The sequence below is a fragment of the Kribbella koreensis genome (assembly GCF_039525325.1).
GTDB lineage: Bacteria > Actinomycetota > Actinomycetes > Propionibacteriales > Kribbellaceae > Kribbella > Kribbella koreensis.
This window is the reverse complement of record NZ_BAAAHK010000009.1, coordinates 162,044-183,307: the sequence shown is the minus strand read 5'-3', so window position 1 is coordinate 183,307 and position 21,264 is coordinate 162,044. Positions and strand designations below refer to the sequence as shown.

The following is a 21,264-nucleotide window of genomic DNA, read 5'->3' as shown; positions in this document are numbered from 1 at the left end:
ATGAACGTGAAACTTTCTCCTTCCCAGTGGTCGGTTTCCGAGGCCAGAAGCTTGATCGCTCAACTGCGTCAGCTCGCCGAGGGCGACGCCTACGACGGCATCGAGCTGTTCGCGGCGCTCTGCGAGTACCTGGATCAGCTGTACGGCGGTACCGGGTTCGACGAGTTGCTGCCCGAACCCCAGGCGACCGAGCTCGGCGGTCTCATCCGGAGTGTGGTGTCGACCACTCCGCTGGACCCGGACGGCGATCCGCTGGACCGGCTGGACCAGCCGGTCAACTCGGCCGTGACGCTGGCTGAGGGCCGCCGGCTCGCGGCGTACCTGGCGACGGCCGACGACTGGCAAGGCGAGTTGGGCCGCGCGTTGCAGGGGCTTTACAGCTATCTAGACCACTTGTCGGGCGGGCCGGGGACGTTCGTCCGGCTGCTCACCCGCGAAGAGCGCGAGCAGGTCGCGGCCAGAGCACCGAAGAGGTAACGGCATGACCATTCGGTCCGAATGGTCCTCTCCGACCATTACGGTAGGCGCGTGAGTTTCTCGTCCCCCACGCGTCCCTCCGCCTCCGGCGCCCGTGGTTCCAAGGCGCCGCTCGGTGGCTCGAACCGTCTTCCCTCCGGCCGCGAACGCCGTCCGGCGCTCGCCGCGCTGGCGGTGATCCTGATCCTGCTCGGCGCCGCCGGCTCGGCCCTGATCGCCCTCCGCAGCGGCGACCGGACCAACTATGTCGCGATCGCCGTCGATTCGATCAGCCCGGGCCACAGGATGACCCAGAAAGACCTCGCCACCGGAGACCTGGCCGGCAAGACCGCTGCCTTGATCCCGTCCGACCAGTGGAAGACGCGGGTGGACGGCAAGTTCGCGACCGGCTGGCTGTACAAGGGCCAGTACGTCACCGACGACAACTTCACCGACAAGCAGATCGCCGCCGGCGGCGTCGCGGTCGGCGTCAGCCTCGAGGCCGGCCGGGCCCCGTCGTCGGGTCTGCGGGAAGGCGACATCGTCCAGGTGGTCCAGGTGCCGGCCGCCAACCAGGCCGGTGGCGTGTCCTCGATCCTGGTGAAGGCCGCCGAGGTGACGGCCGCCAGCGGCGCTATCAGCGACGACAAGACCAAGGCGAACAGCACCTTGAACGTCACCATCGTGGTGCCGGCCGCGCAGTCGGTCACAACGGCCGGGGCCGCCGCGTCCAAGACGCTCGTACTGACGAAGCTGCCGTCCGGTACCAAGCCGGAGGTAGCGGCCAACGAGGGAGACGGCTGATGGCTCTCGTTGCGCTGGCAAGCGCGAAGGGCTCGCCCGGAGTGACCACGACCAGCCTGGTGCTCGGTGCGCTCTGGCCGCGGCCGGTGCTGCTGGCCGAGTGTGACCCGGCCGGTAGCGATGTGGCGATCCGGATGACGGCGCCGGGTGGCCAGCCGCTCAACTCCGATCGCGGGCTGGTCAGCTTGGCTGCGGCCGGCCGCAAGGGGCTGGACGACGACGTCATCATGGCGCACAGTCAGCAGCTCGACGGTGGGCTCGATGTGATGATCGGGGTCCGCACACCCGAGCAGATCGGTGGCATGGGCGGGCTGTGGGAACCGCTGGGTATCACCTTCAACCAGATGTTCAGCTCGGACGTGATCGCGGACTGCGGCCGGATCGGGCCTGCTTCGCCGCAGCTTCCCGTAGTACAGGCTGCTCGGCTGGTCGTTCTCGTCTGTACGGCGACCGGCTCGTCCGTCGCGCATCTGCGGGAGCGGCTGTCGTCGCTCATCCATCACGTCGACGCGAAGCTCGGCGTGCTCGTGGTCGCCGACCCGAAGAAGCGTGAAGGCGTCAAGCAGGTCTGGTCGGTGCTGGACGCGATGTCCGTGCCGCTGGCACACCGCTGGCACCTCGCCTACGACCCGGCCGGCGCGGCCTTCTTCGACGGCCGCGGACAGGGCCGGCTGGACCGTACGCCGCTGATCCGGACCGCTGCCGACATCGCCGCCGAGATGGCGGCGATCGTCTCGCGGCCGACCCAGCACGACTTCGACATGGCCCAGGCGGCCTTCCCGCCCGACGGCGGCCGGGAGGGTAGATGAGCACGGATCAGGAGCTCGTCCGCAAGCTCCGGGTCCAGGTCGCCGAGCGGCTGAACGAGCAGCGCCGGCGCGACCAGGTCAACGGCGTACCGCCGATGAGCGCCGAGGACGAGCGCGAGTACGCCCGGTCGCTGATCGTCCAGGTGCTCGAGGACCACGCCCGGTACGAACTGGCCGAGGGGCGCACGCCGCCCACTCCGGACGACGACGCGCAGATCGCCGGCGCCATCCACGCCTCGCTGTTCGGTGTCGGCCGGCTGCAGCCGCTGATCGACGACCCCGAGGTCGAGAACATCGACATCAACGGGTGCGACCAGGTCTTCATCCAGTACGGCGACGGCCGCGAAGAGCGGCCCGGGCCGGTGGCCGACAGCGATGACGAGCTGGTCGAGCTGATCCAGGTGCTCGCGGCACACGCGGGTCTGACCAGCCGGCCGTTCGACTCGGCCAACCCGCAGCTCGACCTGCGGCTGCCCGACGGCTCCCGGTTGTCGGCCGTGATGGGCGTGACGTCGCGGCCGTCGGTCTCGATCCGGCGGTCGCGGCTCGGCAAGGTGTTCCTGCAGGATCTGGTTGCCAACGGCACCATGTCCGCCGACATCGCCTCCTTCCTGCGGGCCGCCGTGGCAGCGCGCAAGAACGTGATGATCGCGGGCGCCACCAACTCCGGCAAGACCACGCTGCTGCGCGCGCTGGCCAACGAGATCCAGCCGCACGAGCGCCTGATCACCGTGGAACGCTCGCTCGAGCTGGGGCTGGGGGAGTTCAAGGACCTGCACCCGAACGTGGTCGCGTTCGAGGAGCGGCTACCGAACTCCGAGGGCGTCGGCGAGGTCAGCATGGCCGACCTGGTCCGCCGTTCACTGCGCATGAACCCCAGCCGGGTCATCGTCGGTGAGGTGCTCGGCGACGAGATCGTGACGATGCTGAACGCGATGAGCCAGGGCAACGACGGCTCGCTGTCGACGATCCACTCGAACAGCTCGATGGAGGTGTTCAACCGGATCAGCACCTACGCGATCCAGGCGTCCGAGCGGCTGCCGATGGAGGCGACCCAGATGCTGATCTCGGGTGCCCTCGACTTCGTCGTGTTCGTCCGCAAACACAACGACTACCAGCACGGCGGCACGCTCAGTCGGTACATCGAGAGCATCCGCGAGGTGACCGGCTGGGACGGCCGCGTGCTGTCCGGCGAGGTGTTCGCTCCCGGCCCCGACGGCCGGGCCGCGGCCCACGCGCCGATCGCCTGTATGGACGAGTTGGAGCACTACGGCTACCAGCCGCTCGTGCACGGTCGGTGGGCCTGATGAGCAACGAAACCCTGCTGTCCCTGCTGTCCGGCGCGGTCGTCGGCGGCGCGATCCTGCTGCTGATCGTCGCGATCCGCGGCACGACGCCGCGCGAGTCGACCCCGTCGCTGTTCAAGCGCGGCGGCAGCGTCGAGGGCCGCAAGCAACTGATCCGCTTAGGCACCGGTATCGGAGTCGGGCTGATCGTGCTCGTCGTCACGCACTGGCTGGTACTGGCGGCGGCTCTCGGCTTGCTTGCTGCGCTTGCCGATCGCTTCTTCGGTGGTACCGGGGAAGAGCGGCGCGCGATCGAGCGGCTGGAGGCGCTGGCCACCTGGACCGAGGCGCTCCGCGACACGATCGCAGGCGCGGTCGGTCTGGAGCAGGCGATCCCGGCCACTGCGATCAACGCAGCGCCCGCGATCAAGCCCGGCCTGAACCTGCTCGTCGACCGGCTCCGGATCCGCGAACCGTTGCCCTCGGCATTGATGCGGTTCGCGGACGACCTCGACGACCCGTCGGCCGACCTGATCGTGGCCGCGCTGGTGCTGAACGCGCGCCTGCGCGGACCCGGTCTGCGCGAGGTGCTGAGCGCGCTGGCCGACTCGGCCCGCGAGGAGCTCGACGTACGCCGGAAGGTGGCGGCCGAGCGTCGATCGACCCGGCGAAGCGTGCAGGTCGTCGTGGCGATCACCCTGCTGGTGGCGGCCGCGCTGATCCTGTTCAACCCGACGTACGTCAGGCCGTACACGAGTTTCATCGGCCAGTTCGTGCTGTTCATCGTGATCGCCCTGTACGCCGTGGGGCTGGTCTGGCTGCGCAAGCTGGCGAAGATCGAGGTACCGGACCGGTTCCTGATCCGCAGTGACGATCGGCGGGCGGCCCGCAGTGGTGACGAGCGGATGGAGGTGGTGGGCGGATGACCGGCGCTTTCATCACAGGTGCGATGGTCGGCCTCGGTGTCTACCTGCTGGTCCGGATGCTGATCCGGCCGCGCGCCAACGTGCTCTCGACGATCGCGCGGATCGACGCCGGTCGGTCCGGGTACGTGAGCGCGGCGACCGCGAGTGCCGCGGGGGAGCGGGTGCTCGGTGGTGTCGACCGGGCACGCGAGACGCTCGGCCAGCGGCTCGAGGCCGAGGCGAACGCGCGGGGCTGGACCTTCGGACGGTTGCGCCGCGACCTCGCGGTGATGAACCAGCCGTTCGCGGCGATGCTCGCGACCAAGGTGTTCTTCGCTCTGGGTGCGCTGATCTTCATCCCGTTCGTGCTGTTCTTGTTCGCGCTGCTGAGGTTCAAGGCGCCGGGCGCTTCGCCCGCGATCGTCACGCTGGCGGCGATGGCGTTCGCGTTCTTCCTGCCCGACCTGGCGTTGCGGCAGGAGGCGGAGGCGCGGCGGCGCGACTTCCGGCATGTGGTCGGCAGCTTCCTGGACCTGGTCGCGATGAACCTGGCCGGCGGCCGCGGTCTGCCGGAGGCGCTGATGACGGCCTCCACGATCGGCGACCACTGGGCGATGGCCCGGATCCGGCAGGCGCTGGCCAACGCGCGGTTGATCGGCATCACGCCGTGGGACGCGATGGCCCGGCTGGGCGAGGACCTCGGGGTCGAGGAGTTGCGCGACCTGGCGTCGGCGCTGGCACTGGCCGGTGACGAGGGCGCGAAGATCCGGGCCTCGCTGCTGGCCCGGGCGGCGTCGCTGCGGCGGAAAGAGCTTGCGGACGTGGAAGGCAAGGCAGGCGAGCGGTCGCAGTCGATGCTCGTCGCGCAGCTGGTGATGTGCGCGGCGTTCATGTTGTTCCTCGGCTACCCGGCCGGCGCCGCCATCCTGGGCAGTTAGTGACGGCGGTCACGGGGAACAGGGATCCATCGGGCATTTGTGTCCGTCCTACAGGGCATACTGAGGCTCGAATCGGGCTCAGGACTGAAGTAACGAGTTTCGGAGGGTTAACCGGATGAACGTGGAAACGCAGTTCGTGCGCGCGATGGTCGGCTACGCGCTGGCGCGGGCCCACACCCAACGGGCCCGGGGCGCGGCCGCCAAGGCCCGCGGCGCCCGCCGTCGCGACGAGCTCGGCGCGTCGGCGCTGGAGTGGGCGATCATCTCGGCGATCCTGGTCGCCGCGGCGCTGGCCATCGGTCTGGTGGTCCGGGGCGTGATCGACAAGCGCACGGGCGAGATCCAGAACGGCTGAGGCGTTGTCGCGGTCACCTCGTGCTGGGGAACGAAGTGCGCACGGCCGTTGGAACTCGGCGGACCGGAGCGGGCGCGGCCGAAGCCGATCGCGTCGGGTCGGCAGCGGTGGAGCGCCTCGGAGGCGGTCCGAGCGGGGAGCGTCCTCGCTCGAGCTGGCCATCCTGGCGCCGTCGATCCTGGCGCTGATCTTCATCTCGATCCAGACCGCGCTGTGGCTGTACGGCCGGTCCGTCGCGCTGAACGCGGCCCAGGAAGGCGTCTCCCGCCTGCGACTCGTCCAGCCGCCGCTCTACACCAGCGCGATCGGCGAGAAGGTCCGCGGCGACATCGAGGCCTACGCCCAGCAGTTGGGTGGCAACACCCTGGGTGACGCCGTCGTCGAACCGCCGTCCTACAACACCCCCGAGGGCATGGTCTCCTTCACCGTCACCGGCGAGACCATCTCCTTGGTCCCCGGCCTGAAACTGACAGTCACCCGCACCGCGACCGGCCCCATCGAACAATTCCAAGCCGACAAATGAGCGAGGCATGAACCCGATCAGGACGCGCCGCCCCCGCGCTCCCCGCGGTGCTGACGCCTGCCCGCGCGCACGTGGTGAGCGCGGGACGATGGCGTTGGAGATGGTGATTCTGGCGCCGTTGCTGCTGATTCTGTTTATGTTTCTGCTGGCTTGTGGGCGGTATTTCCAGACGTCTTCGTTGCTGGAGAACGCGGCGCGGGACGGCGCCCGGTCGGCCAGTCAGACCCGGTCGTTGGGGGATGCCCAGACGCAGGTGGATTCCGCGGTGACGCGGACCATGGATCAGGCTGTGAAGTCCTGTAAGGACAGCGCGGGCGGGAGCATCACGAGCGCGTTCGCGGCGGGGGCGACACTGTCGGTCGAGGTGACCTGCACGATCAACTACCGCGACCTGGGTCTGCTCGGCATCGGCGGCGACACCACCATCACCAAGCGGTTCAGCTCATCCATCGACCCCTACCGAGGAGTGCGCAGTGGCGACACTCCCTGAGCCCGTGGCGCGGCTCGTCGCGTTCCTGCGAGTCGATGCCCCACGCAACCATCGCGGCGCGCTCAGCCCGGCCGTGGCGATACTCGCGGTGATGATCTTCACGCTGGCCGGCCTCGTCATCGACGGCGGCCGCCAGCTCGGCGCCAAGTCGCGCGCGGTCGGGTACGCCCAGGAGGCGGCCCGCGTCGGCGCGGCCACCATCCAGCTGAACACCACCGAAGCCAAGATCGACACCACCAAGGCCGGCGCCGCGGTCGCCGCGTTCTGCGCCGAGGTCTCCTCCAACGACAAAGCAGTCCAGAGCTGCGGCGCCACCGAGCTGACCGACGACGGCCTCAAGGTCCAGGTGGTCATCGGCAACCAGACGACCTTCCTCGGCATGGTCGGCATCGGCCACCTCGACGCCACCGGCACCGGCGAGGCGCACGCCGAACAAGGCGTCAACAAGGCCGACGACAGCCCCAAGATCCCCCCGATCGTCGTCAGCGGCCGCACCGACGGCCCCGGCAACATCCCCACCAGCATCGCCGTCCCGCCGACCCTCGACCTTCCGTGCCCGTCCCCTTGGTACGAAGGCTCGCCGACCCCCATCTGGACCCTTCCGTTCCCGTTCCCGGCGACCTGTACGCCGAGCGGGACCCCGTCGGCGCCCGGCACCCCACCGACCACGCCTCCGACGAAGCCGACAACGCCGCCGACGAAGCGCCCGCCGCCATCCAGCACTCCGAAACCGACCAAGACGAAGACCACCAAGCCGGGCGGCGGCGCCCCCGCTGGTGTACCGCAGAACTCCCAGCCCCCGGGAGCCAACTGATGACCGACCTTCGAGGAGCCCGAGTCGTGCGACGTGCCGGCATCCCAGCCATCCTGCTGGCCGCAACCCTGCTGCTGTCCGCCTGCGGCGGCAGTAAGGACGACGGCGGCATGCCGGTGCCCGTCGGCGACGGTGGCGGCGATTCGGAGCCCACGATCACCCTCAGCCGTACGCCGTCCGCCGACCCCACGTCAGCGCCCACCGGCAAGACCTCGGCCCCGCCCGTCACCGCCGCGCCGCCACCGCCGGCGAACCAGGTGATCGTCGTACCGGGGAACTTCGCGTCGATCCCCGCCGTCCAAGGCCTCGTGACGAGCTACCCGGTCTACTTCAGCGCCCTGGTCGCCCGGGACTCCAAGATCATCCAGAACAACTTCCCGGCCTACTTCTACGCCGACACGTCGCAGGCCGTCGACGACGCCAAGCGGAACGGGTGGGTGATGAAGCCACCGGGCAGTGTGGTCGTGATGGGCACCTCGAACCAGCCGCTCGGAATCGTCCGGCTGAAGCTGTGCCTGTCCCAGACCACCCAGTTCTGGAACCCGAAGACGAAGAGCTGGGTGGTGCCCGCGCCGAAGGGGACGCCGCAGGCACTGGACATGGTCCGGACCGGGCTGGGGTGGCTGCCCTACCGGGTCGCGCCGTCGAAGGGGATCAGCTGCGGCAAGGTGCGTTATCCGGCCTAGACCACTGCATAACCATTTGCGCAACGGCGTGACTGGACAGCGTTCACCGGGCATGATGCCCCTGGCTGAACATAACCTACGAGTAGCCGACCGAGACTCTGGAGTGAGGATGCGCAACCGAGTGAGCCGAGGGTTGATCACCCTGACCACCGTGCTTGCCCTTCTGGGTGTCTACCCGGCCTCGACCGCCAGCGCGGAGACGATCAGCGAGGGCGACCGGGTCTGCAGTATGTACGTCAACAGCATCGGCTTCGGCGCCTTCTGCAGTTCGGGTGCGGCCTATTTCGGTGGCTCGCCGCCGCCGACCTGGAAAGCGCGACTCGGCAACAACATCTTCATCCCGTGCCGTGACTTCGACATCCCCAAGGGGATCAAGCTCGGTCCGGCGCCGGATGGCAAGACCTGGGTGCTGCGGGTGACGATCGAGGACTACGACCTCAACACGGTCAACGGCGGTGAGAACGTGCACCTGGAGCGGGCCATCGTGCCGGTCTCGGGTGACGAGCGCAACCAGTGCCGCGACGAGGACTACATGGACCCGTTCTGGGCCGAGTTCGCCAGTACTTATCCCGACCCGGCTCTGCAGGTGATGCCGACCTACACACCGCGGGTGAACGTTCCGGCCTACTTCTCGCTGACCCGCGAGAGTTCGATGATCCTGAAGAACGAGCAGGGCGACCCGGAGCTGAACAGCGCCTTCTACGACGCGACCCACAACCTGACGATGCGTGGGCTGGTCACGTCGATGGTGGTCGATCCGGGTGACGGCACCGAACCCTTCACCTGCCTGATGGGTGTCGGCAAGAAGGACGACAACGACGACGGGTACGACGGGACGAACGATCCGTTCCACCAGATGAGCACCTGCTCGCACAAGTACGCCAAGTCGAGCGCGAGTCAGCCGGACGGGATGTACACGGTGAAGCTGACCATCACCTGGTCGGTGGACTACTGGAAGGGTGGGCCGACCTGGAACCCGGTCGGCCAGGCCGAGATTCACGCGGTACAGCGCCTGCCTGTGCAGGAAGTTCAGGCAATCGGTGGGTAAGGGAGGGGCGACGATGGTGAAGACGAGTGAGCCGGTGCGGAACGCACGGCTGCCGCAGCGGGCCGGCGGAGGAGCCGGCGACCGGCTGAAGGGCCTGGCCTCGCTGCTGGCGATCGTCGCGATCGTCGGTGGTGTTCCGTACGTTCTGCTGACCTACTTCGGCAAGCCGTGGCCGAGCCGGATGCCGAGCCGGGACGTGCTGTTCGACGAGCTGAGCGCCAAGACGATCATCGGCATCATCGCGTTCTTCATCTGGGTGGCGTGGCTGCACTTCGTGATCTGCCTGCTCGCCGAGGCAGTCGCGGAGGTCCGGGGCCATGGCCTGTCACCACGGATCCCACTCGGCGGCGGCTCGCAGACGCTGGCCCGCCGGCTGATCGCGGGTGTGGTGCTGATCGCGGGCACCGCCAGCGTCACGCTGCCGGTCGCCAACGCGGTGACGGCGACATCCGTCGGCAACCCGGCGTCAGTGAGCGTTGCCCAGGGCAACGACAACAGCTCGGTCGAGTCGTTCCGGCAGACCGAGCCGCGCAGCTCGGTGCAGATCGGCGTCGCGCCGACCGTGAAGCACACGCACACCGGCGTACGGACGAACAGCGACCACACCGGTCAGGTCGTCAAGTACACGGAGGTCAGGCCGCCGCAGGGGCGTAACTACGACTGCCTGTGGGACATCGCCGAGCGGTACCTGGGCGAGGGCCGGCGGTACAAGGAGATCTACGACCTCAACCACAACAAGCTGCAGCCGGACGGCCGCCGCCTCACCAACCCGGATCTGATCCTGCCGGGCTGGCAGGTGCGGCTGCCCGCTGATGCCAAGGGCGCCGGTGTGCACACCGTCCTCGTCAACGTGGACCACCACCCGGCCGGCAAGACCACCACGAGTCCGGCTGGGAAGCCCGCCGCCAAGCCGGTGGCCAAGCCCGCTGAGCGGCCGACCGCCCAGGCGCACCCGGCGACCGAGACGCGGACCGCCGAGGAAGGCACGAACGCAGTCGGCAGTCGCTGGTTCGAGCATGAAGAGGCCGGTTCGTCCGTCGGCGTGGCCGGTACGACGACCAAGCCTGACGCGTCCACGCCGGAGACGACAGGCACCGAGGCCGCCAACCCGGCCGTGGACGGCGCGAAGGTCGAGGCGCCCGCAGCAAGCGGCTTCGACGTCCAGCAGGCCGGGATCTACGGCCTCGGGGCGACGTTGCTCGCCGCTGGTCTGGCCATCGCGCTGAAGCGTCGTCGCGGTTGGGCCCAGGGTCCGGGTCCGAAGGCGGCGGGGCACCGGCAGACCGAGATCGGGCTGCGGCTGGCGTCCGACGTACCGACTGCTCGGTTCGTCGACAACGCGCTGCGTTCGCTGGGTGCCACGATGACCAACGACAACCGGGTCATGCCGACCGTCGTCGCCGCGCTGGTGACCGATCGGGCGCTGACGCTGGTACTGGAGCCGGGCGAGACGCAGGCTGCGCCTCCTGGCCCGTGGCAGGCCATTGCCGACGGCACTCGATGGGTACTGCGCCGTGCGTACGGACCTGAGGGCGATGTGGACGCGCCCGCTCCCTACCCGACGCTCGTGACGCTCGGCAGCAACGCCGACGGCGCGACCGTGCTGGTCGACCTCGACACCGCGGACGGCATCGTCAGCTTCGGTGGCGTCACCAACGCCTCCCGCGACGTCGTCGGCTCGCTGGCGGCCGAGCTGGCCACGAACCTGTGGTCCGAAGGCGCTCACATCAGCATGGTCGGCTTCGGTGACGACCTGTCGACGCTGGCGCCGAGCCGGTTGAGCTACTGGGTGAGCCTGGACGATGCGCTGCGGGAGGTAACCCGGCGTACCGATGCTCAGGTGCAGGCCTGTGGGCGGCGGGACGCCGACTCGGTGGCCGACGCGCGGATGGCGTTCCCGGACGCGCAGCTGTGGGGTGCCGAGATCATCTTCGTCTCCGCGCCGCCGTCGCCCGAGGAAGAGGCGAAGCTCGCGAAGCTGGCCGCGGACTCGAAGCGCAGCGTCGCGGTGGTCGTGGTCGGCGACGTGATGAGCTCGCCGTGGCGGTTCGTGGTGGACGAGAAGAACCAGGCTGTCTGCCGGCTGCTCGGCCTCGAGGTCGATGCCCACAGCATCAACCCGTCCCAGTTCGCCGACCTGGTCGCGCTGTTCGGCGTGGCCGAGGCGGAGGCGCTGGACAAGCGGCGCGCGGATCTGGACATGCCGGCGTACGAGTTCTCCGCGACCGACCTCAGCCGGCCCGCGCCGGTCGAGATCGACCTGCTCGGCCCGGTCGAGGTGGACGCGCGGGGAGAGATCGACCCCGGTCGGGTCGCGCTGTCGACGGAGATCGTGGCGTTCCTGGCCAGCCAGGACTACGGCGTACACCCGAACGTGCTGGCCGGCGCGATCTGGCCGCGGGGCATCAGCGACGAGCTGCGCAACGCGGCGCTGGAGCACACCCGCAACTGGGTCGGTGTGGACGCCATGTACGCCGACGAGTCCGGCCGCTGGCTGCTGAACCGCAGCGTCGTCCGGGTCGACTGGGACGTCTTCCGCACGCTGGCCAAGCAGGCGTCGATGATGGAGGACCCGCGTGGTCCGCTGTCGACGGCCCTGAGCCTGGTGCATGGCCAGTCCTGGTCGAACCTGCCCGCAGGCCGCTACTCGTGGCTGGCGGCGTCCGGTGTCGAGCGCAAGATGGCTGAGTCGGTCGTCGACGCGGCGCTGCGCCTGGCAGAGGCCAGCCTGCGCCACAACGACGGCAACCTGGCCCGTACGGCCCTCCAGACCGGTCTGAGCTTCTCGCCGGCCTCGGAGGACCTGTGGCGGGCCACGCTGCGGCTGGCCGCTCACTTCGGTACCTCGGAGGATGTGGGTAACGTCGCCGCCCAGATGTACGCCGCCCTGGCCAAGCACGGTGCCCCGCGTGGGGCCGAGGCCGAGACGGACGCTCTGGTCGACGAACTGCTGCCGGGGTATCACCGGCCGGCGGCCGTCGCGTAGTACCGGCCCACAAGCAAGAAACCGCCCCCGGGAGGAACTCTCCCGGGGGCGGTTTGCTGTCGCGGGGTCAGAGCGGGTCGGCCGACCAGGTGTCGCAGCGGGTCATGTCGCCGGAATCCATACCGATCTGGAACCACTTCATCCGCTGCGCCGCGGTGCCGTGGGTGAAGGACTCGGGGTTGGCCTGGCCCTGCGTCTTCTCCTGGATGCGGTCGTCGCCGACCGAGGCGGCGGCGTCGAGGCCGCGCTCGATGTCGTCCTGGGACAGCTCGGTGATCAACGGCTTGCCGCTCTTGGTCGGGACCGTCGTCGCGTGGTTGGTCCAGATACCGGCCAGGCAGTCGGCCTGGAGCTCGGACCGGACCGAGTCGGAGTTGGCGCCCTCGCGGGACTTGATCCGGTCGAGGATGCCGTACAGGTCCTGGACGTGGTGGCCGTACTCGTGGGCCACGACGTACGCCTCGGCGAACGGGCCGCCCTTCGCGCCCAGGTCGGTCTCCAGCGTCTTGAAGAAGCCCAGCTCCAGGTACACGCTCTTGTCCGGTGGGCAGTAGAACGGCCCGACGGCCGCCGTCGCCGGCCCGCAGCCGGTGTTGACCGAGTTGCTGAAGACCCGCATCGGCGCCTTGGTGTACTTCTTGCCGCGGCGGGGGAGCTCTGCGGCCCAGAAGCCCTCGATCGAGTTCTGGTACGCGACGAAGGCGCAGTCCGGATTCTGGCTGATGTCCTTGCCGGTCTTGCAGGAGCCCAGATTGCCTGCCGCCGTGTTCCTGGCCGCGGGCTGGTCGCTGCCGCCTCCGCCGCCGAGGGTGCCGTTCAGGAGCAGGATGACGACCAGCAGGATGACGCCGCCGATCCCGCCGCCGACCGGGATTCCCATCCCGCCCGGAAGCAGCCCGCCGCCTCCACCGCCACTGCCTCGGGTGTCTTCGACGCCGCTGGTGTCCAAGTCGGCGTCAGGGTTGAATTTCACAGCACATACACTAGACCTCGTCGCCGCAAGAGGCTGCCTTGTGACGCGGCGCGCGGCGCTGCCCGCATCTCGCCGCTGCCGCCCGCCCGACCGAGCCCGTTCATTCCGACCTGAGGACACCTGCGCCGCCATGATCACTGCCACCAACCTCGAGGTACGCGTCGGGGCCAGGCAACTGCTTTCGCCTGCCTCTTTCCGCGTCGGCCCAGGCGACAAGGTCGGGCTGGTGGGGCGGAACGGCGCCGGTAAGACCACGCTGACCAAGATCCTGGCCGGCGAGAGCCTGCCCGCGTCCGGCTCGGCGACGTCCTCGGGCGAGATCGGCTACCTGCCGCAGGACCCGCGCACCGGCGACCTCGAGATGCTGGCCCGGGACCGGATCCTGGCCGCACGCGGGCTGGACGAGGTGGTCCGGCGGATGCGCAACGCCGAGAAGTCGATGGCCAGCGCCGACGACAAGACCCGCGAGAAGGGCATGCGGCGGTACGAGCGCGCCGAAGCCGACCTGCACGCCGCCGGCGGGTACGCCGCGGAGTCCGAAGCGGCCCGTATCGCGGCCAACCTCGGCCTGCCGGATCGGGTGCTGGGGCAACCACTGGGAACGCTGTCCGGCGGTCAGCGGCGCCGGGTCGAGCTGGCCCGGATCCTGTTCGCCCAGGCCGAGACGCTGCTGCTCGACGAGCCGACCAACCACCTGGACGCCGACTCCGTCGTCTGGCTGCGTGACTTCCTGAAGAACTACCCCGGTGGCGTGATCATGATCAGCCACGACGTGAACCTGCTCGAGGAGACCGTCACCCGGGTCTTCCACCTGGACGCGAACCGGGCCGAGATCGACATCTACAACGTCGGCTGGAAGGCGTACCTGCTGCAGCGCGAGACCGACGAGCGCCGCCGCAAGCGCGAGCGCGGCAACGCCGAGAAGCAGGCGTCGCAGCTGATCGCCCAGGCGAACAAGATGCGCGCCAAGGCGACCAAGGCGACCGCCGCGCAGCAGATGCTCAAGCGGGCCGAGAAGCTGATGGCCGGGCTCGAGGACGAGCGCCAGTCGGACCGCGTCGCGAAGATCTCCTTCCCGACGCCGGCCGCCTGCGGCAAGACCCCGCTGATGGCCAAGGAGCTGTCGAAGTCGTACGGCTCGCTGGAGATCTTCACCGACGTCGACCTCGCCATCGACCGCGGCTCGCGCGTCGTCGTACTGGGCCTCAACGGCGCCGGCAAGACGACCCTGCTCCGGGTGCTGTCCGGCATCGAGAAGATGGACACCGGCGAGGTCATCGACGGCCACGGCCTCAAGCTCGGGTACTACGCCCAGGAACACGAAACCCTGGACGTCAACCGCACGGTCATCGAGAACATGAAGTCCGCGGCCCCCGACCTGAACGAAACCCAGGCCCGCTCGGTCCTCGGCTCCTTCCTGTTCAGCGGCGACGACGCCGACAAGCCCGTCAACGTCCTCTCCGGTGGCGAAAAGACCCGCCTGGCGTTGGCCACGCTCGTTGTCTCCGCCGCCAACGTGCTCCTTCTCGACGAGCCCACCAACAACCTGGACCCCGCATCCCGCACCGAGGTCCTCAACGCCATCCGCGCCTACCAGGGCGCCATCGTCCTGGTGACCCACGACGAAGGCGCGGTAGAAGCCCTGGAGCCCGAGCGCGTCCTACTCCTCCCAGACGGCGTAGAAGACCTCTGGACCAACGACTACGCAGACCTGGTCTCCCTCGCCTGACCCCACACACGACCGCGTGGTCGGGGTGGGCAGCTGTCAGGCGAGCAGTGTCTGGAGGGCTGGGAGGCGGGCGTACAGGTCGGGGAGGCCTTGGATGCCGGCACGTGCGGACTCATGTGAGAGGGCGAGGTCGGGGCCTGTGGTTGCTTCGGTGCCGGCTAGGGCTCGGAGGATGTTCCATCTGGTGTGGCCTAGCCAGCCGCTGATCAGGTAGGCGAACCAGCTGGGGCCGGGTGGGGGGAGTGTGCCGCCGGCGTTGGTGTAGCCGTTGAGGACTGCGCGGAAGACCGTGCGGTCGATGGTGTCCAGGCCGGGGCCCTTGGCGATGCTGAGGGCGGTGGAGCCTAGTTCGCCGGAGAGGTCCAGTAGGCCGGAGAGCTCCCAGTCGAGTACTACCGGGCGGCCGTCTCGGGCGAGGAGGTTCCAGGGCTGGATGTCTTTGTGGGTCAGGACGACGGGGCCGGGCCGTTCGCAGGTGTCGACGAAGTGGGCGATTGCCAGGAAGGTGTCGACCTGGCAGGCGAGTTCGTCGGCCCACGGCTGGTCGGTTTCCGCCGCGCGCTGGGCGAGTACGGGCCAGTCCTGGGGCGTGGGTTCCTCGGTTGAAGCGGTCCACTCGACGTCCAACGCGTGGATACGGGCGAGGATCTCGCCGACCTCGAAGGCGTATGCCTCCGACACCGGTGCTTCAGGCACCTTCTCGCCGTCGACCCAGCGGTGGACCAGGGTTTGGTGGTCGGCCGAGATCGGTTCCGGCATCGGGATGCCGGCGGCGAAGGCTGCGCGCTCCAGCCTGAAGACGTCCTCGACGCGGTAGGTCCAGCGGCGGTCGGCGACGTTCAGTTCCTTCACCGCGAACGATCCCTGGTCGGTGTCGAGCCGGTACATCCGGTTGGCGAATCCGCCGTGCACACGGGTCATCGGCCTGATCGGCGTACCGAGAGACGAAAGGTCCACCCACGCACTCTAGGCTTGCGCGCATGAACGTCGACGCTCTTTTTCCCGCTGACCTGCCGGAACCGGCCTACTGGGAGGAGCAGTTCCCGCAGCGCGAGTTGCCGGACGGGGCGAAGGTCACGCGGCTCGGGCCGTCGCCGACCGGATTCATTCACATCGGCGGCATCTACGTCGGGATGATCGACCGCGATATCGCGACGAACACCGGCGGGGTGTATCTGGTCCGCGTCGAGGACACCGACCAGTCGCGGGAGGTGGAGGGCGCGCTCGAGCAGTTCGCGCGCGGGTTCGCGTACTTCGGCATCGACTCCGACGAGGACGCGAACCACGGTTCCTATGGTCCGTACCTGCAGTCGCAGCGCGAGCAGATCTACCTGAGCTTCGTCCGGGAGCTGCTCCGGCAGGGCAAGGCGTATCTGTGCTTCGCCACGAAGGAGGAGCTCGCCGAGACGACCCAGCGTCAGCAGGCGGCCAAGGTTCCGAGCGGGTACTACGGCAAGTGGGCGATCTGGCGCGACGCACCGGCGGCCGATGTCGAGGCCAAGCTCGCCGAAGGCGCGGCGTACGTCGTCCGCTTCCGCGCTCCCGACGGTGCCGACGGGCAGCGGGCGTCGTTCGTGGACGCGATCCGCGGCCGGCTCGAGCACGAGGCCAACCGGAACGACGCGGTCATCCTCAAGTCGTCGGACCAGTCGCCGCGGCTCCCGACGTACCACTTCGCGCACGCCGTCGACGATCACCTGATGCGGGTGAACCTGGTGATCCGCGGCGACGAGTGGATCTCGTCGGTACCGCTGCACCAGCAGCTGTTCGCGGCGCTGGAATTCGAGCCGATCGAGTACGCGCACATCGCGCCGCTGATGAAGCAGATCCCCGGCGGCAAACGAAAGCTCTCCAAGCGCAAAGACCCCGAGGCCGGCGTCGACTTCTACATCGCCGAGGGCTTCCCGGCCGAGGCGGTCCTTTACTACCTCCGCGGCCTCGCGAACGGCCGACTGGCCGAGCTCCCACTGCCTGAGGCGCTGGCGGCCCCGATCCACCTCGACCAGTGCGGCGTCGCCGGCCCGCTCGTCGACCTGGTCAAGCTCGAGGACATCAGCGCCAACCACATCGCAACGCTGACCGGCCAGCAGATCTTGGACGCCGTGCGGGTGTGGGCGACGACGTACGACCCCGAGCTGGTCACCGTCCTCGACAACGAGCCCGAGCTGGCCCTCCGAGCCCTCGCTGTCGAGCGGGACGGCGTCGAGAACCCTCGTAAAGACCTCCGCAAGTGGTCGACCTTCCGCCCCGAGTACGGCTTCTTCTTTCCCGAGCTCTTCACCCCACTAACCGGCCCCACCGACGAACGCCTGGCCGCCCTGAACGTCGCGCCAGACGTCATCACCTCCTTCGCCTCCGAGCTGATCGCCGGCTACGAGCACCTCGACGACCCCCAAGCCTGGTTCGCCCAGATCCGGGACCTGGCCGTAAAGCAGGGCTTCGCCCCCAACGCCAAGGAATACAAGAAGAACCCCGATGCCTACCCCGGCTCGATCCGCGAAGCCTCCCAGTTGGTCCGGGTAGCCATCACCGGTTCCACCCGCAGCCCCGACCTACACGCCACCACCCAAGCCCTAGGCGCCCCCGAAACCCTCCGCCGCCTCCAAGCGCTGCTGGCCAAGACCGCCTGAGTGCGACGAACGCCTCACGGACTGTGGGGTGGTGGTGACGTATGTTCCTGGCATGGGTGAACTTGGATTGCGGTTGTCGGTTGAGGGGGCTGTGGCCCGGGTGGTGCTGGATCGGCCGGAGGTGCGGAATGCGCAGACTCCGGCGATGTGGGCCGCCTTGTCGGACTTCGGGGCGAGCCTGCCTGACGAGGTTCGGGTTGTTGTGGTGTCGGGGGAGGGGCAGTCGTTCTCGGCAGGACTGGATCGCAATTTGATGATGGGGGAGCCGGTCGACGGGCAGGAGCCGTTGCTCACGCTGGGGAAGAGGCCTGCTGACGAGTTGCAGGAGTTGATTTCGCATTTTCAGGGTGGGTTCTCGTGGCTGAGGAAGCCGGAGATCGTGAGTATCGCGGCGGTGCAGGGGCATGCGGTCGGCGCCGGGTTCCAGCTGGCGTTGGCTTGCGATCTGCGGGTGGTGACGCCGGACGCGAAGTTCAGCATGCGGGAGCCGGCGCTCGGGCTGGTACCTGACCTGGGCGGGACGCAACCGCTGGTGCAACTGGTCGGGTACTCGCGAGCCCTGGAGATCTGCGTGACGTCGCGCTGGGTCGAGGCGGCCGAGGCCAAGGAGATCGGGCTGGCCAACATCGTCGTACCGGCTGAAGAGCTGGCGGCGACGGTCAAGGACCTGTCGGAGGCCGTGTTGTCGCCGCTGGTCGGTGCAGTGCGGGAGACGAAGGCGCTGCTGCTGGGCGCTGCGGACCGTACGTACGAGGAGCAGCTGAAGGCAGAGCGCGAGGCCCAGGCGCGGCGCCTGGCCGAGCTGATCGCCGCCTTCGGCTGAGCGAAACGGCCGGGCAGGGAAGCAACAGCTGGCGTCAGGTGTTGTCAACGTTGACGAGATGACTGTGGGGAGGGACCGGATGTCCTCAGGGATGCGAATGGGCGGCGGTGGCAGCGCCATGATGTGGCGGCGCCAGGACGCGTCGGTGGTCGATCAGAAGCTGGCCAAGGGCACGCTGCGGCGCATCCTGCGGTTCGCCAAGCCGTTCAAGTGGCACATCACCGCGTTCCTGGCGCTGGTGATCATCTCGGCGTTCCTGGTGATCGCCTCGCCGCTGCTGTTCAAGAAGATCGTGGACGACGGCATCACCAAGGGCAACGGCGGCCTGGTGACCGCCCTCGCCCTGATCGTCGCGCTCCTCGCGCTCTTCGACGCCGCACTCGGCCTCATGCAGCGCTGGTTCTCGGCACGCATCGGCGAAGGCCTGATCTACGACCTCAGGACGCAGGTCTTCGCGCACGTCCAAAAGATGCCGGTCGCGTTCTTCACCAGGACGCAGACCGGCGCCCTGGTCTCCCGCCTCAACAACGACGTCATCGGCGCCCAGCAGGCCTTCACCTCAACCCTGTCCGGTGTCGTCTCGAACGTCATCAGCCTGATCCTCGTCGTCGGCGCGATGCTCCTCCTGAGCTGGCAACTGACCGTCGTCGCGATCCTGCTCCTCCCCGTCTTCCTCCTCCCAGCCCGGTACCTCGGCCGCCGCCTGGCCGCGATGACCCGCGAGCAGATGACCCTGAACGCCGAGATGTCGACCGCGATGACCGAGCGCTTCTCCGTCGGCGGCGCACTCCTGGTGACCCTGTTCGGCAAGCCCGAAATCGAGAACGCCCAGTTCGGCGAGAAGTCGGGCCGGGTCCGCGACCTCGGCATCCGCATCGCCATGCTCGGGCGGGTCTTCTTCACGGCCCTGACCCTGGTCGCGGCGCTGGCGACAGCTCTCGTGTACGGCGTCGGCGGCAACCTCGCAGTCCGCCAGACCCTGACCGTCGGCACCCTGCTCGCACTGGTCGCGTTGCTCGGCCGGCTCTACGGCCCGCTGACCGCGCTCTCCAACGTCCGCGTCGACGTGATGACCGCGCTGGTGTCCTTCGAGCGGGTCTTCGAGGTCCTCGATCTCGAGCCGATGATCAAGAACGCCCCGGACGCCAGACCGCTGCCGCCCGGCGCGGCCTCGGTCACCTTCGACAAAGTCACCTTCGGCTACCCGACCGCCGACGAGGTCTCACTGGCCAGCCTCGAGTCCGTGGCCGTCCTCGACAAGCGGGTGAACGCGCAGGTCCTCGAAGACATCAGCTTCACCGTCGAGCCGGGCCAGATGATCGCCCTGGTCGGCCCGTCCGGAGCCGGCAAGACAACGATCACCAACCTGGTCGCCCGCCTGTACGACGTGACGGGAGGCGCGGTCAAAATCGGCGGCGAAGACGTCCGCGAGGTCACCCTGGAGTCGCTGCACGACGCGATCGGGTACGTGACGCAGGACGCCCACATGTTCCACGACACGATCCGCGCCAACCTCGCCTACGCCAAACCGGACGCCACCGACGACGAGATGGCCAACGCGTTGCGCTCGGCGCAAGTATGGGACTTGGTGAAGAACCTCCCAGACGGCCTGGACACAGTCGTCGGCGACCGTGGCCACCGGCTGTCCGGCGGCGAGCGGCAGCGCCTCGCGATCGCCCGGCTCCTGCTGAAGGCACCGCACATCGTCGTACTGGACGAAGCGACTGCCCACCTGGACTCCGAGTCCGAGGTCGCAGTGCAGAAGGCACTCGATACCGCACTCGAGGGCCGGACCTCGCTCGTCATCGCCCACCGCCTGTCGACGGTCCGGAACGCCGACCAGATCCTGGTGGTTGACCACGGCAACATCGTCGAGCGGGGCACGCACGAGGAACTCCTCGCCCTCGACGGCGAGTACGCCGACCTCTACCGCACCCAGTTCGCCGAATCCGGCTCAGCCGCGGGCGTGTAACCACCTGACCAGGTAGCGTTTGTCCTGACGTGAGGTCGTGAGGGGAGTCCGCCGGATGATCAAGTTCGCGCTCGTCCTAGGGGCCGGCTACACCGGCTACAAACTCGCGTACCACTCCGAGGACGGCCGCCACTACGGCAAGGTCGGCGAGCACAGCCTCCGGGCCACGCTCTCCCTGGTCTTCGCCGCGCTGGCGGCCGGCTGCACCTACGCCGCTCTGCTCATCCACTGACCAGCGCAAGATGGCGCCGCACCGGCGCCGCGACGGCCGGCCTCATCGCCAGCAGCATGCGCACCACGTCGTCACTGGTGAAGCGCAGCTCGGCAGGCAGCGGCCCTGGCGTGCGCAGCGGGCTCACGGTCCCGGCCGCGACGTGCTTGTAGACGGCGTACACCGAGATCCGCAGCAGCTCCGCGACCTCGTCCGTCGTGTAGAGGGTTGGACTCACACCTGTCTAACGAGGCTGACTACTTTTCGTCTTGTTCCAGCAGATGAAGAACCGGTACGCCGAGATGCCGGCGGGCCGAATTGGTCCAGTCGAGGTGGAAGAACTCCGCCACGATGTGCGGCCGGGTGAGGATGATGACCTCGCGCCCACCGACCTTGTCCACCGTCGCCGTCAGCGCGTCGATCGGCCGGTCGTGCGAGATCCCGCCCTCGGCCTGCTGACCGAGATCGCGGAGCCGCTGGATGCTGCGCCCGGTGCAGTCGGTCGCCTCGCTGTCGATCGCCTTCTGTGCCTCGGCGAGGTCCGCGCGCTGCTCGGTGAGTCCCGGCCCGTAGAGATCCGCCGTCCCGAGCGCGCTGATCGACGCCTCGACGCCGGCCTCGGCGTTGTGGCACGGCACGAGCACGTGGTACTTGACCGGCTCCGGCATGTCCTGGTGCAGCTCGACCACCCGCTGGGCATCAGGCTCGGTCAGTTCCTGCTCGACCAGCAGTACGACGTCGTACATCTCGGTACCTCCGGTTCGTACCAGTCGGTATTGCCTCCATCATGCCCCCGCTTCGGCCTCGGTGGCCGCAAATGGGGGCA

At 68.8% G+C, this 21,264-nt stretch carries 22 protein-coding genes; 18 read left to right on the top strand and 4 right to left on the bottom strand.

Features of this window, described 5'->3' with window-relative positions; genetic code table 11:
* The first annotated feature begins 51 nt into the window (after positions 1-51).
* The 13 genes from ABD116_RS20480 (at position 52) to ABD116_RS20420 (ending at position 12,100) form a co-directional block, all read left to right on the top strand.
* Positions 52-477, top strand: a complete 426-nt coding sequence (locus ABD116_RS20480; RefSeq protein WP_343972332.1) for a hypothetical protein — start codon at positions 52-54, stop codon at positions 475-477.
* A gap of 51 nt (positions 478-528) precedes the next feature.
* Positions 529-1,260 (top strand): hypothetical protein, encoded by a 732-nt coding sequence (locus ABD116_RS20475; RefSeq protein ID WP_343972328.1) that lies wholly within the window; start codon positions 529-531, stop codon positions 1,258-1,260.
* Entirely contained in the window at positions 1,260-2,069 is an 810-nt protein-coding gene (locus ABD116_RS20470; protein WP_343972325.1) for a CpaE/TadZ family protein, read from the top strand. The genes ABD116_RS20475 and ABD116_RS20470 overlap by 1 nt, the downstream gene beginning before the upstream one ends.
* On the top strand, positions 2,066-3,376 hold the full coding sequence (locus ABD116_RS20465; RefSeq protein ID WP_328324149.1) for a TadA family conjugal transfer-associated ATPase: 1,311 nt from the start codon (positions 2,066-2,068) through the stop codon (positions 3,374-3,376). The genes ABD116_RS20470 and ABD116_RS20465 overlap by 4 nt, the downstream gene beginning before the upstream one ends.
* A complete protein-coding gene (locus ABD116_RS20460; protein ID WP_343972316.1) occupies positions 3,376-4,281 on the top strand; it encodes a type II secretion system F family protein in 906 nt (301 codons plus the stop codon). Before ABD116_RS20465 ends, ABD116_RS20460 begins: the two co-directional genes overlap by 1 nt.
* On the top strand, positions 4,278-5,198 hold the full coding sequence (locus tag ABD116_RS20455; RefSeq protein WP_343972313.1) for a type II secretion system F family protein: 921 nt from the start codon (positions 4,278-4,280) through the stop codon (positions 5,196-5,198). Before ABD116_RS20460 ends, ABD116_RS20455 begins: the two co-directional genes overlap by 4 nt.
* A 115-nt stretch (positions 5,199-5,313) precedes the next feature.
* Positions 5,314-5,553, top strand: coding sequence for a hypothetical protein (locus tag ABD116_RS20450; protein ID WP_343972310.1), 240 nt, complete (start codon positions 5,314-5,316; stop codon positions 5,551-5,553).
* Between the two features lie 4 nt (positions 5,554-5,557).
* On the top strand, positions 5,558-6,076 hold the full coding sequence (locus ABD116_RS20445) for a TadE/TadG family type IV pilus assembly protein (RefSeq protein ID WP_343972308.1): 519 nt from the start codon (positions 5,558-5,560) through the stop codon (positions 6,074-6,076).
* Positions 6,077-6,083: 7 nt separating this feature from the next.
* Positions 6,084-6,566 (top strand): TadE/TadG family type IV pilus assembly protein, encoded by a 483-nt coding sequence (locus ABD116_RS20440; RefSeq protein WP_343972306.1) that lies wholly within the window; start codon positions 6,084-6,086, stop codon positions 6,564-6,566.
* Positions 6,550-7,380, top strand: coding sequence for a TadE/TadG family type IV pilus assembly protein (locus ABD116_RS20435; RefSeq protein WP_343972304.1), 831 nt, complete (start codon positions 6,550-6,552; stop codon positions 7,378-7,380). The genes ABD116_RS20440 and ABD116_RS20435 overlap by 17 nt, the downstream gene beginning before the upstream one ends.
* A complete protein-coding gene (locus ABD116_RS20430) occupies positions 7,380-8,066 on the top strand; it encodes a hypothetical protein (RefSeq protein WP_343972302.1) in 687 nt (228 codons plus the stop codon). The genes ABD116_RS20435 and ABD116_RS20430 overlap by 1 nt, the downstream gene beginning before the upstream one ends.
* Before the next feature lie 109 nt (positions 8,067-8,175).
* Complete coding sequence (locus tag ABD116_RS20425) at positions 8,176-9,114, top strand: hypothetical protein (protein WP_343972300.1); 939 nt, start codon at positions 8,176-8,178, stop codon at positions 9,112-9,114.
* Between the two features lie 13 nt (positions 9,115-9,127).
* Positions 9,128-12,100: a LysM peptidoglycan-binding domain-containing protein gene (locus tag ABD116_RS20420; RefSeq protein ID WP_343972298.1), complete on the top strand. Its 2,973-nt coding sequence runs from the start codon at positions 9,128-9,130 to the stop codon at positions 12,098-12,100.
* Positions 12,101-12,167: 67 nt separating this feature from the next.
* Here the strand turns inward: ABD116_RS20420 and ypfJ are convergent, their stop codons facing one another.
* Positions 12,168-13,073, bottom strand: coding sequence for a KPN_02809 family neutral zinc metallopeptidase (gene ypfJ / locus ABD116_RS20415; RefSeq protein WP_343972295.1), 906 nt, complete (start codon positions 13,071-13,073; stop codon positions 12,168-12,170).
* 130 nt (positions 13,074-13,203) lie between these two features.
* Between ypfJ and abc-f the strand changes: the two genes are divergently transcribed.
* Complete coding sequence (abc-f, locus tag ABD116_RS20410) at positions 13,204-14,802, top strand: ribosomal protection-like ABC-F family protein (RefSeq protein ID WP_343972292.1); 1,599 nt, start codon at positions 13,204-13,206, stop codon at positions 14,800-14,802.
* Between the two features lie 36 nt (positions 14,803-14,838).
* Here abc-f and ABD116_RS20405 read toward each other — a convergent pair whose 3' ends face one another.
* Positions 14,839-15,759: a phosphotransferase family protein gene (locus ABD116_RS20405; protein ID WP_343972290.1), complete on the bottom strand. Its 921-nt coding sequence runs from the start codon at positions 15,757-15,759 to the stop codon at positions 14,839-14,841.
* 23 nt (positions 15,760-15,782) lie between these two features.
* Here ABD116_RS20405 and ABD116_RS20400 point away from each other — a divergent pair, with 23 nt between their 5' ends.
* Genes ABD116_RS20400 through ABD116_RS20385 form a run of 4 tightly spaced genes read left to right on the top strand, consistent with a single transcriptional unit; the run spans position 15,783 to position 20,459 of the window.
* Complete coding sequence (locus ABD116_RS20400; protein ID WP_343972287.1) at positions 15,783-17,432, top strand: glutamate--tRNA ligase; 1,650 nt, start codon at positions 15,783-15,785, stop codon at positions 17,430-17,432.
* A gap of 52 nt (positions 17,433-17,484) precedes the next feature.
* Positions 17,485-18,255 (top strand): enoyl-CoA hydratase/isomerase family protein, encoded by a 771-nt coding sequence (locus tag ABD116_RS20395; RefSeq protein WP_343972285.1) that lies wholly within the window; start codon positions 17,485-17,487, stop codon positions 18,253-18,255.
* A 58-nt stretch (positions 18,256-18,313) separates the two neighbouring features.
* On the top strand, positions 18,314-20,227 hold the full coding sequence (locus ABD116_RS20390; RefSeq protein ID WP_343972282.1) for an ABC transporter ATP-binding protein: 1,914 nt from the start codon (positions 18,314-18,316) through the stop codon (positions 20,225-20,227).
* A gap of 55 nt (positions 20,228-20,282) precedes the next feature.
* Positions 20,283-20,459: a hypothetical protein gene (locus ABD116_RS20385; protein WP_343972278.1), complete on the top strand. Its 177-nt coding sequence runs from the start codon at positions 20,283-20,285 to the stop codon at positions 20,457-20,459.
* Here the strand turns inward: ABD116_RS20385 and ABD116_RS20380 are convergent.
* Both ABD116_RS20380 and ABD116_RS20375 read right to left on the bottom strand, forming a co-directional pair.
* Positions 20,449-20,676 carry a helix-turn-helix domain-containing protein gene (locus ABD116_RS20380; protein WP_343972275.1) on the bottom strand — a complete coding sequence of 76 codons (228 nt, stop codon included), beginning with the start codon at positions 20,674-20,676 and terminating at the stop codon, positions 20,449-20,451. The two genes, ABD116_RS20385 and ABD116_RS20380, sit on opposite strands and share 11 nt — an antisense overlap.
* Positions 20,677-20,695: 19 nt before the next feature.
* Positions 20,696-21,184, bottom strand: coding sequence for a hypothetical protein (locus ABD116_RS20375; protein WP_343972272.1), 489 nt, complete (start codon positions 21,182-21,184; stop codon positions 20,696-20,698).
* Positions 21,185-21,264 lie beyond the last annotated feature (80 nt).

Coding starts and splice junctions, on each gene's coding strand:
- ABD116_RS20470 (WP_343972325.1), top strand. CDS start 1,260: ATGGCTCTCGTTGCGCTGGCAAGCGCGAAGGGCTCGCCCGGAGTGACC.
- ABD116_RS20465 (WP_328324149.1), top strand. CDS start 2,066: ATGAGCACGGATCAGGAGCTCGTCCGCAAGCTCCGGGTCCAGGTCGCC.
- ABD116_RS20460 (WP_343972316.1), top strand. CDS start 3,376: ATGAGCAACGAAACCCTGCTGTCCCTGCTGTCCGGCGCGGTCGTCGGC.
- ABD116_RS20455 (WP_343972313.1), top strand. CDS start 4,278: ATGACCGGCGCTTTCATCACAGGTGCGATGGTCGGCCTCGGTGTCTAC.
- ABD116_RS20450 (WP_343972310.1), top strand. CDS start 5,314: ATGAACGTGGAAACGCAGTTCGTGCGCGCGATGGTCGGCTACGCGCTG.
- ABD116_RS20440 (WP_343972306.1), top strand. CDS start 6,084: ATGAACCCGATCAGGACGCGCCGCCCCCGCGCTCCCCGCGGTGCTGAC.
- ABD116_RS20430 (WP_343972302.1), top strand. CDS start 7,380: ATGACCGACCTTCGAGGAGCCCGAGTCGTGCGACGTGCCGGCATCCCA.
- ABD116_RS20425 (WP_343972300.1), top strand. CDS start 8,176: ATGCGCAACCGAGTGAGCCGAGGGTTGATCACCCTGACCACCGTGCTT.
- ABD116_RS20420 (WP_343972298.1), top strand. CDS start 9,128: ATGGTGAAGACGAGTGAGCCGGTGCGGAACGCACGGCTGCCGCAGCGG.
- abc-f (WP_343972292.1), top strand. CDS start 13,204: ATGATCACTGCCACCAACCTCGAGGTACGCGTCGGGGCCAGGCAACTG.
- ABD116_RS20400 (WP_343972287.1), top strand. CDS start 15,783: ATGAACGTCGACGCTCTTTTTCCCGCTGACCTGCCGGAACCGGCCTAC.
- ABD116_RS20395 (WP_343972285.1), top strand. CDS start 17,485: ATGGGTGAACTTGGATTGCGGTTGTCGGTTGAGGGGGCTGTGGCCCGG.
- ABD116_RS20390 (WP_343972282.1), top strand. CDS start 18,314: ATGACTGTGGGGAGGGACCGGATGTCCTCAGGGATGCGAATGGGCGGC.
- ABD116_RS20385 (WP_343972278.1), top strand. CDS start 20,283: ATGATCAAGTTCGCGCTCGTCCTAGGGGCCGGCTACACCGGCTACAAA.
- ABD116_RS20375 (WP_343972272.1), bottom strand. CDS start 21,184: ATGTACGACGTCGTACTGCTGGTCGAGCAGGAACTGACCGAGCCTGAT.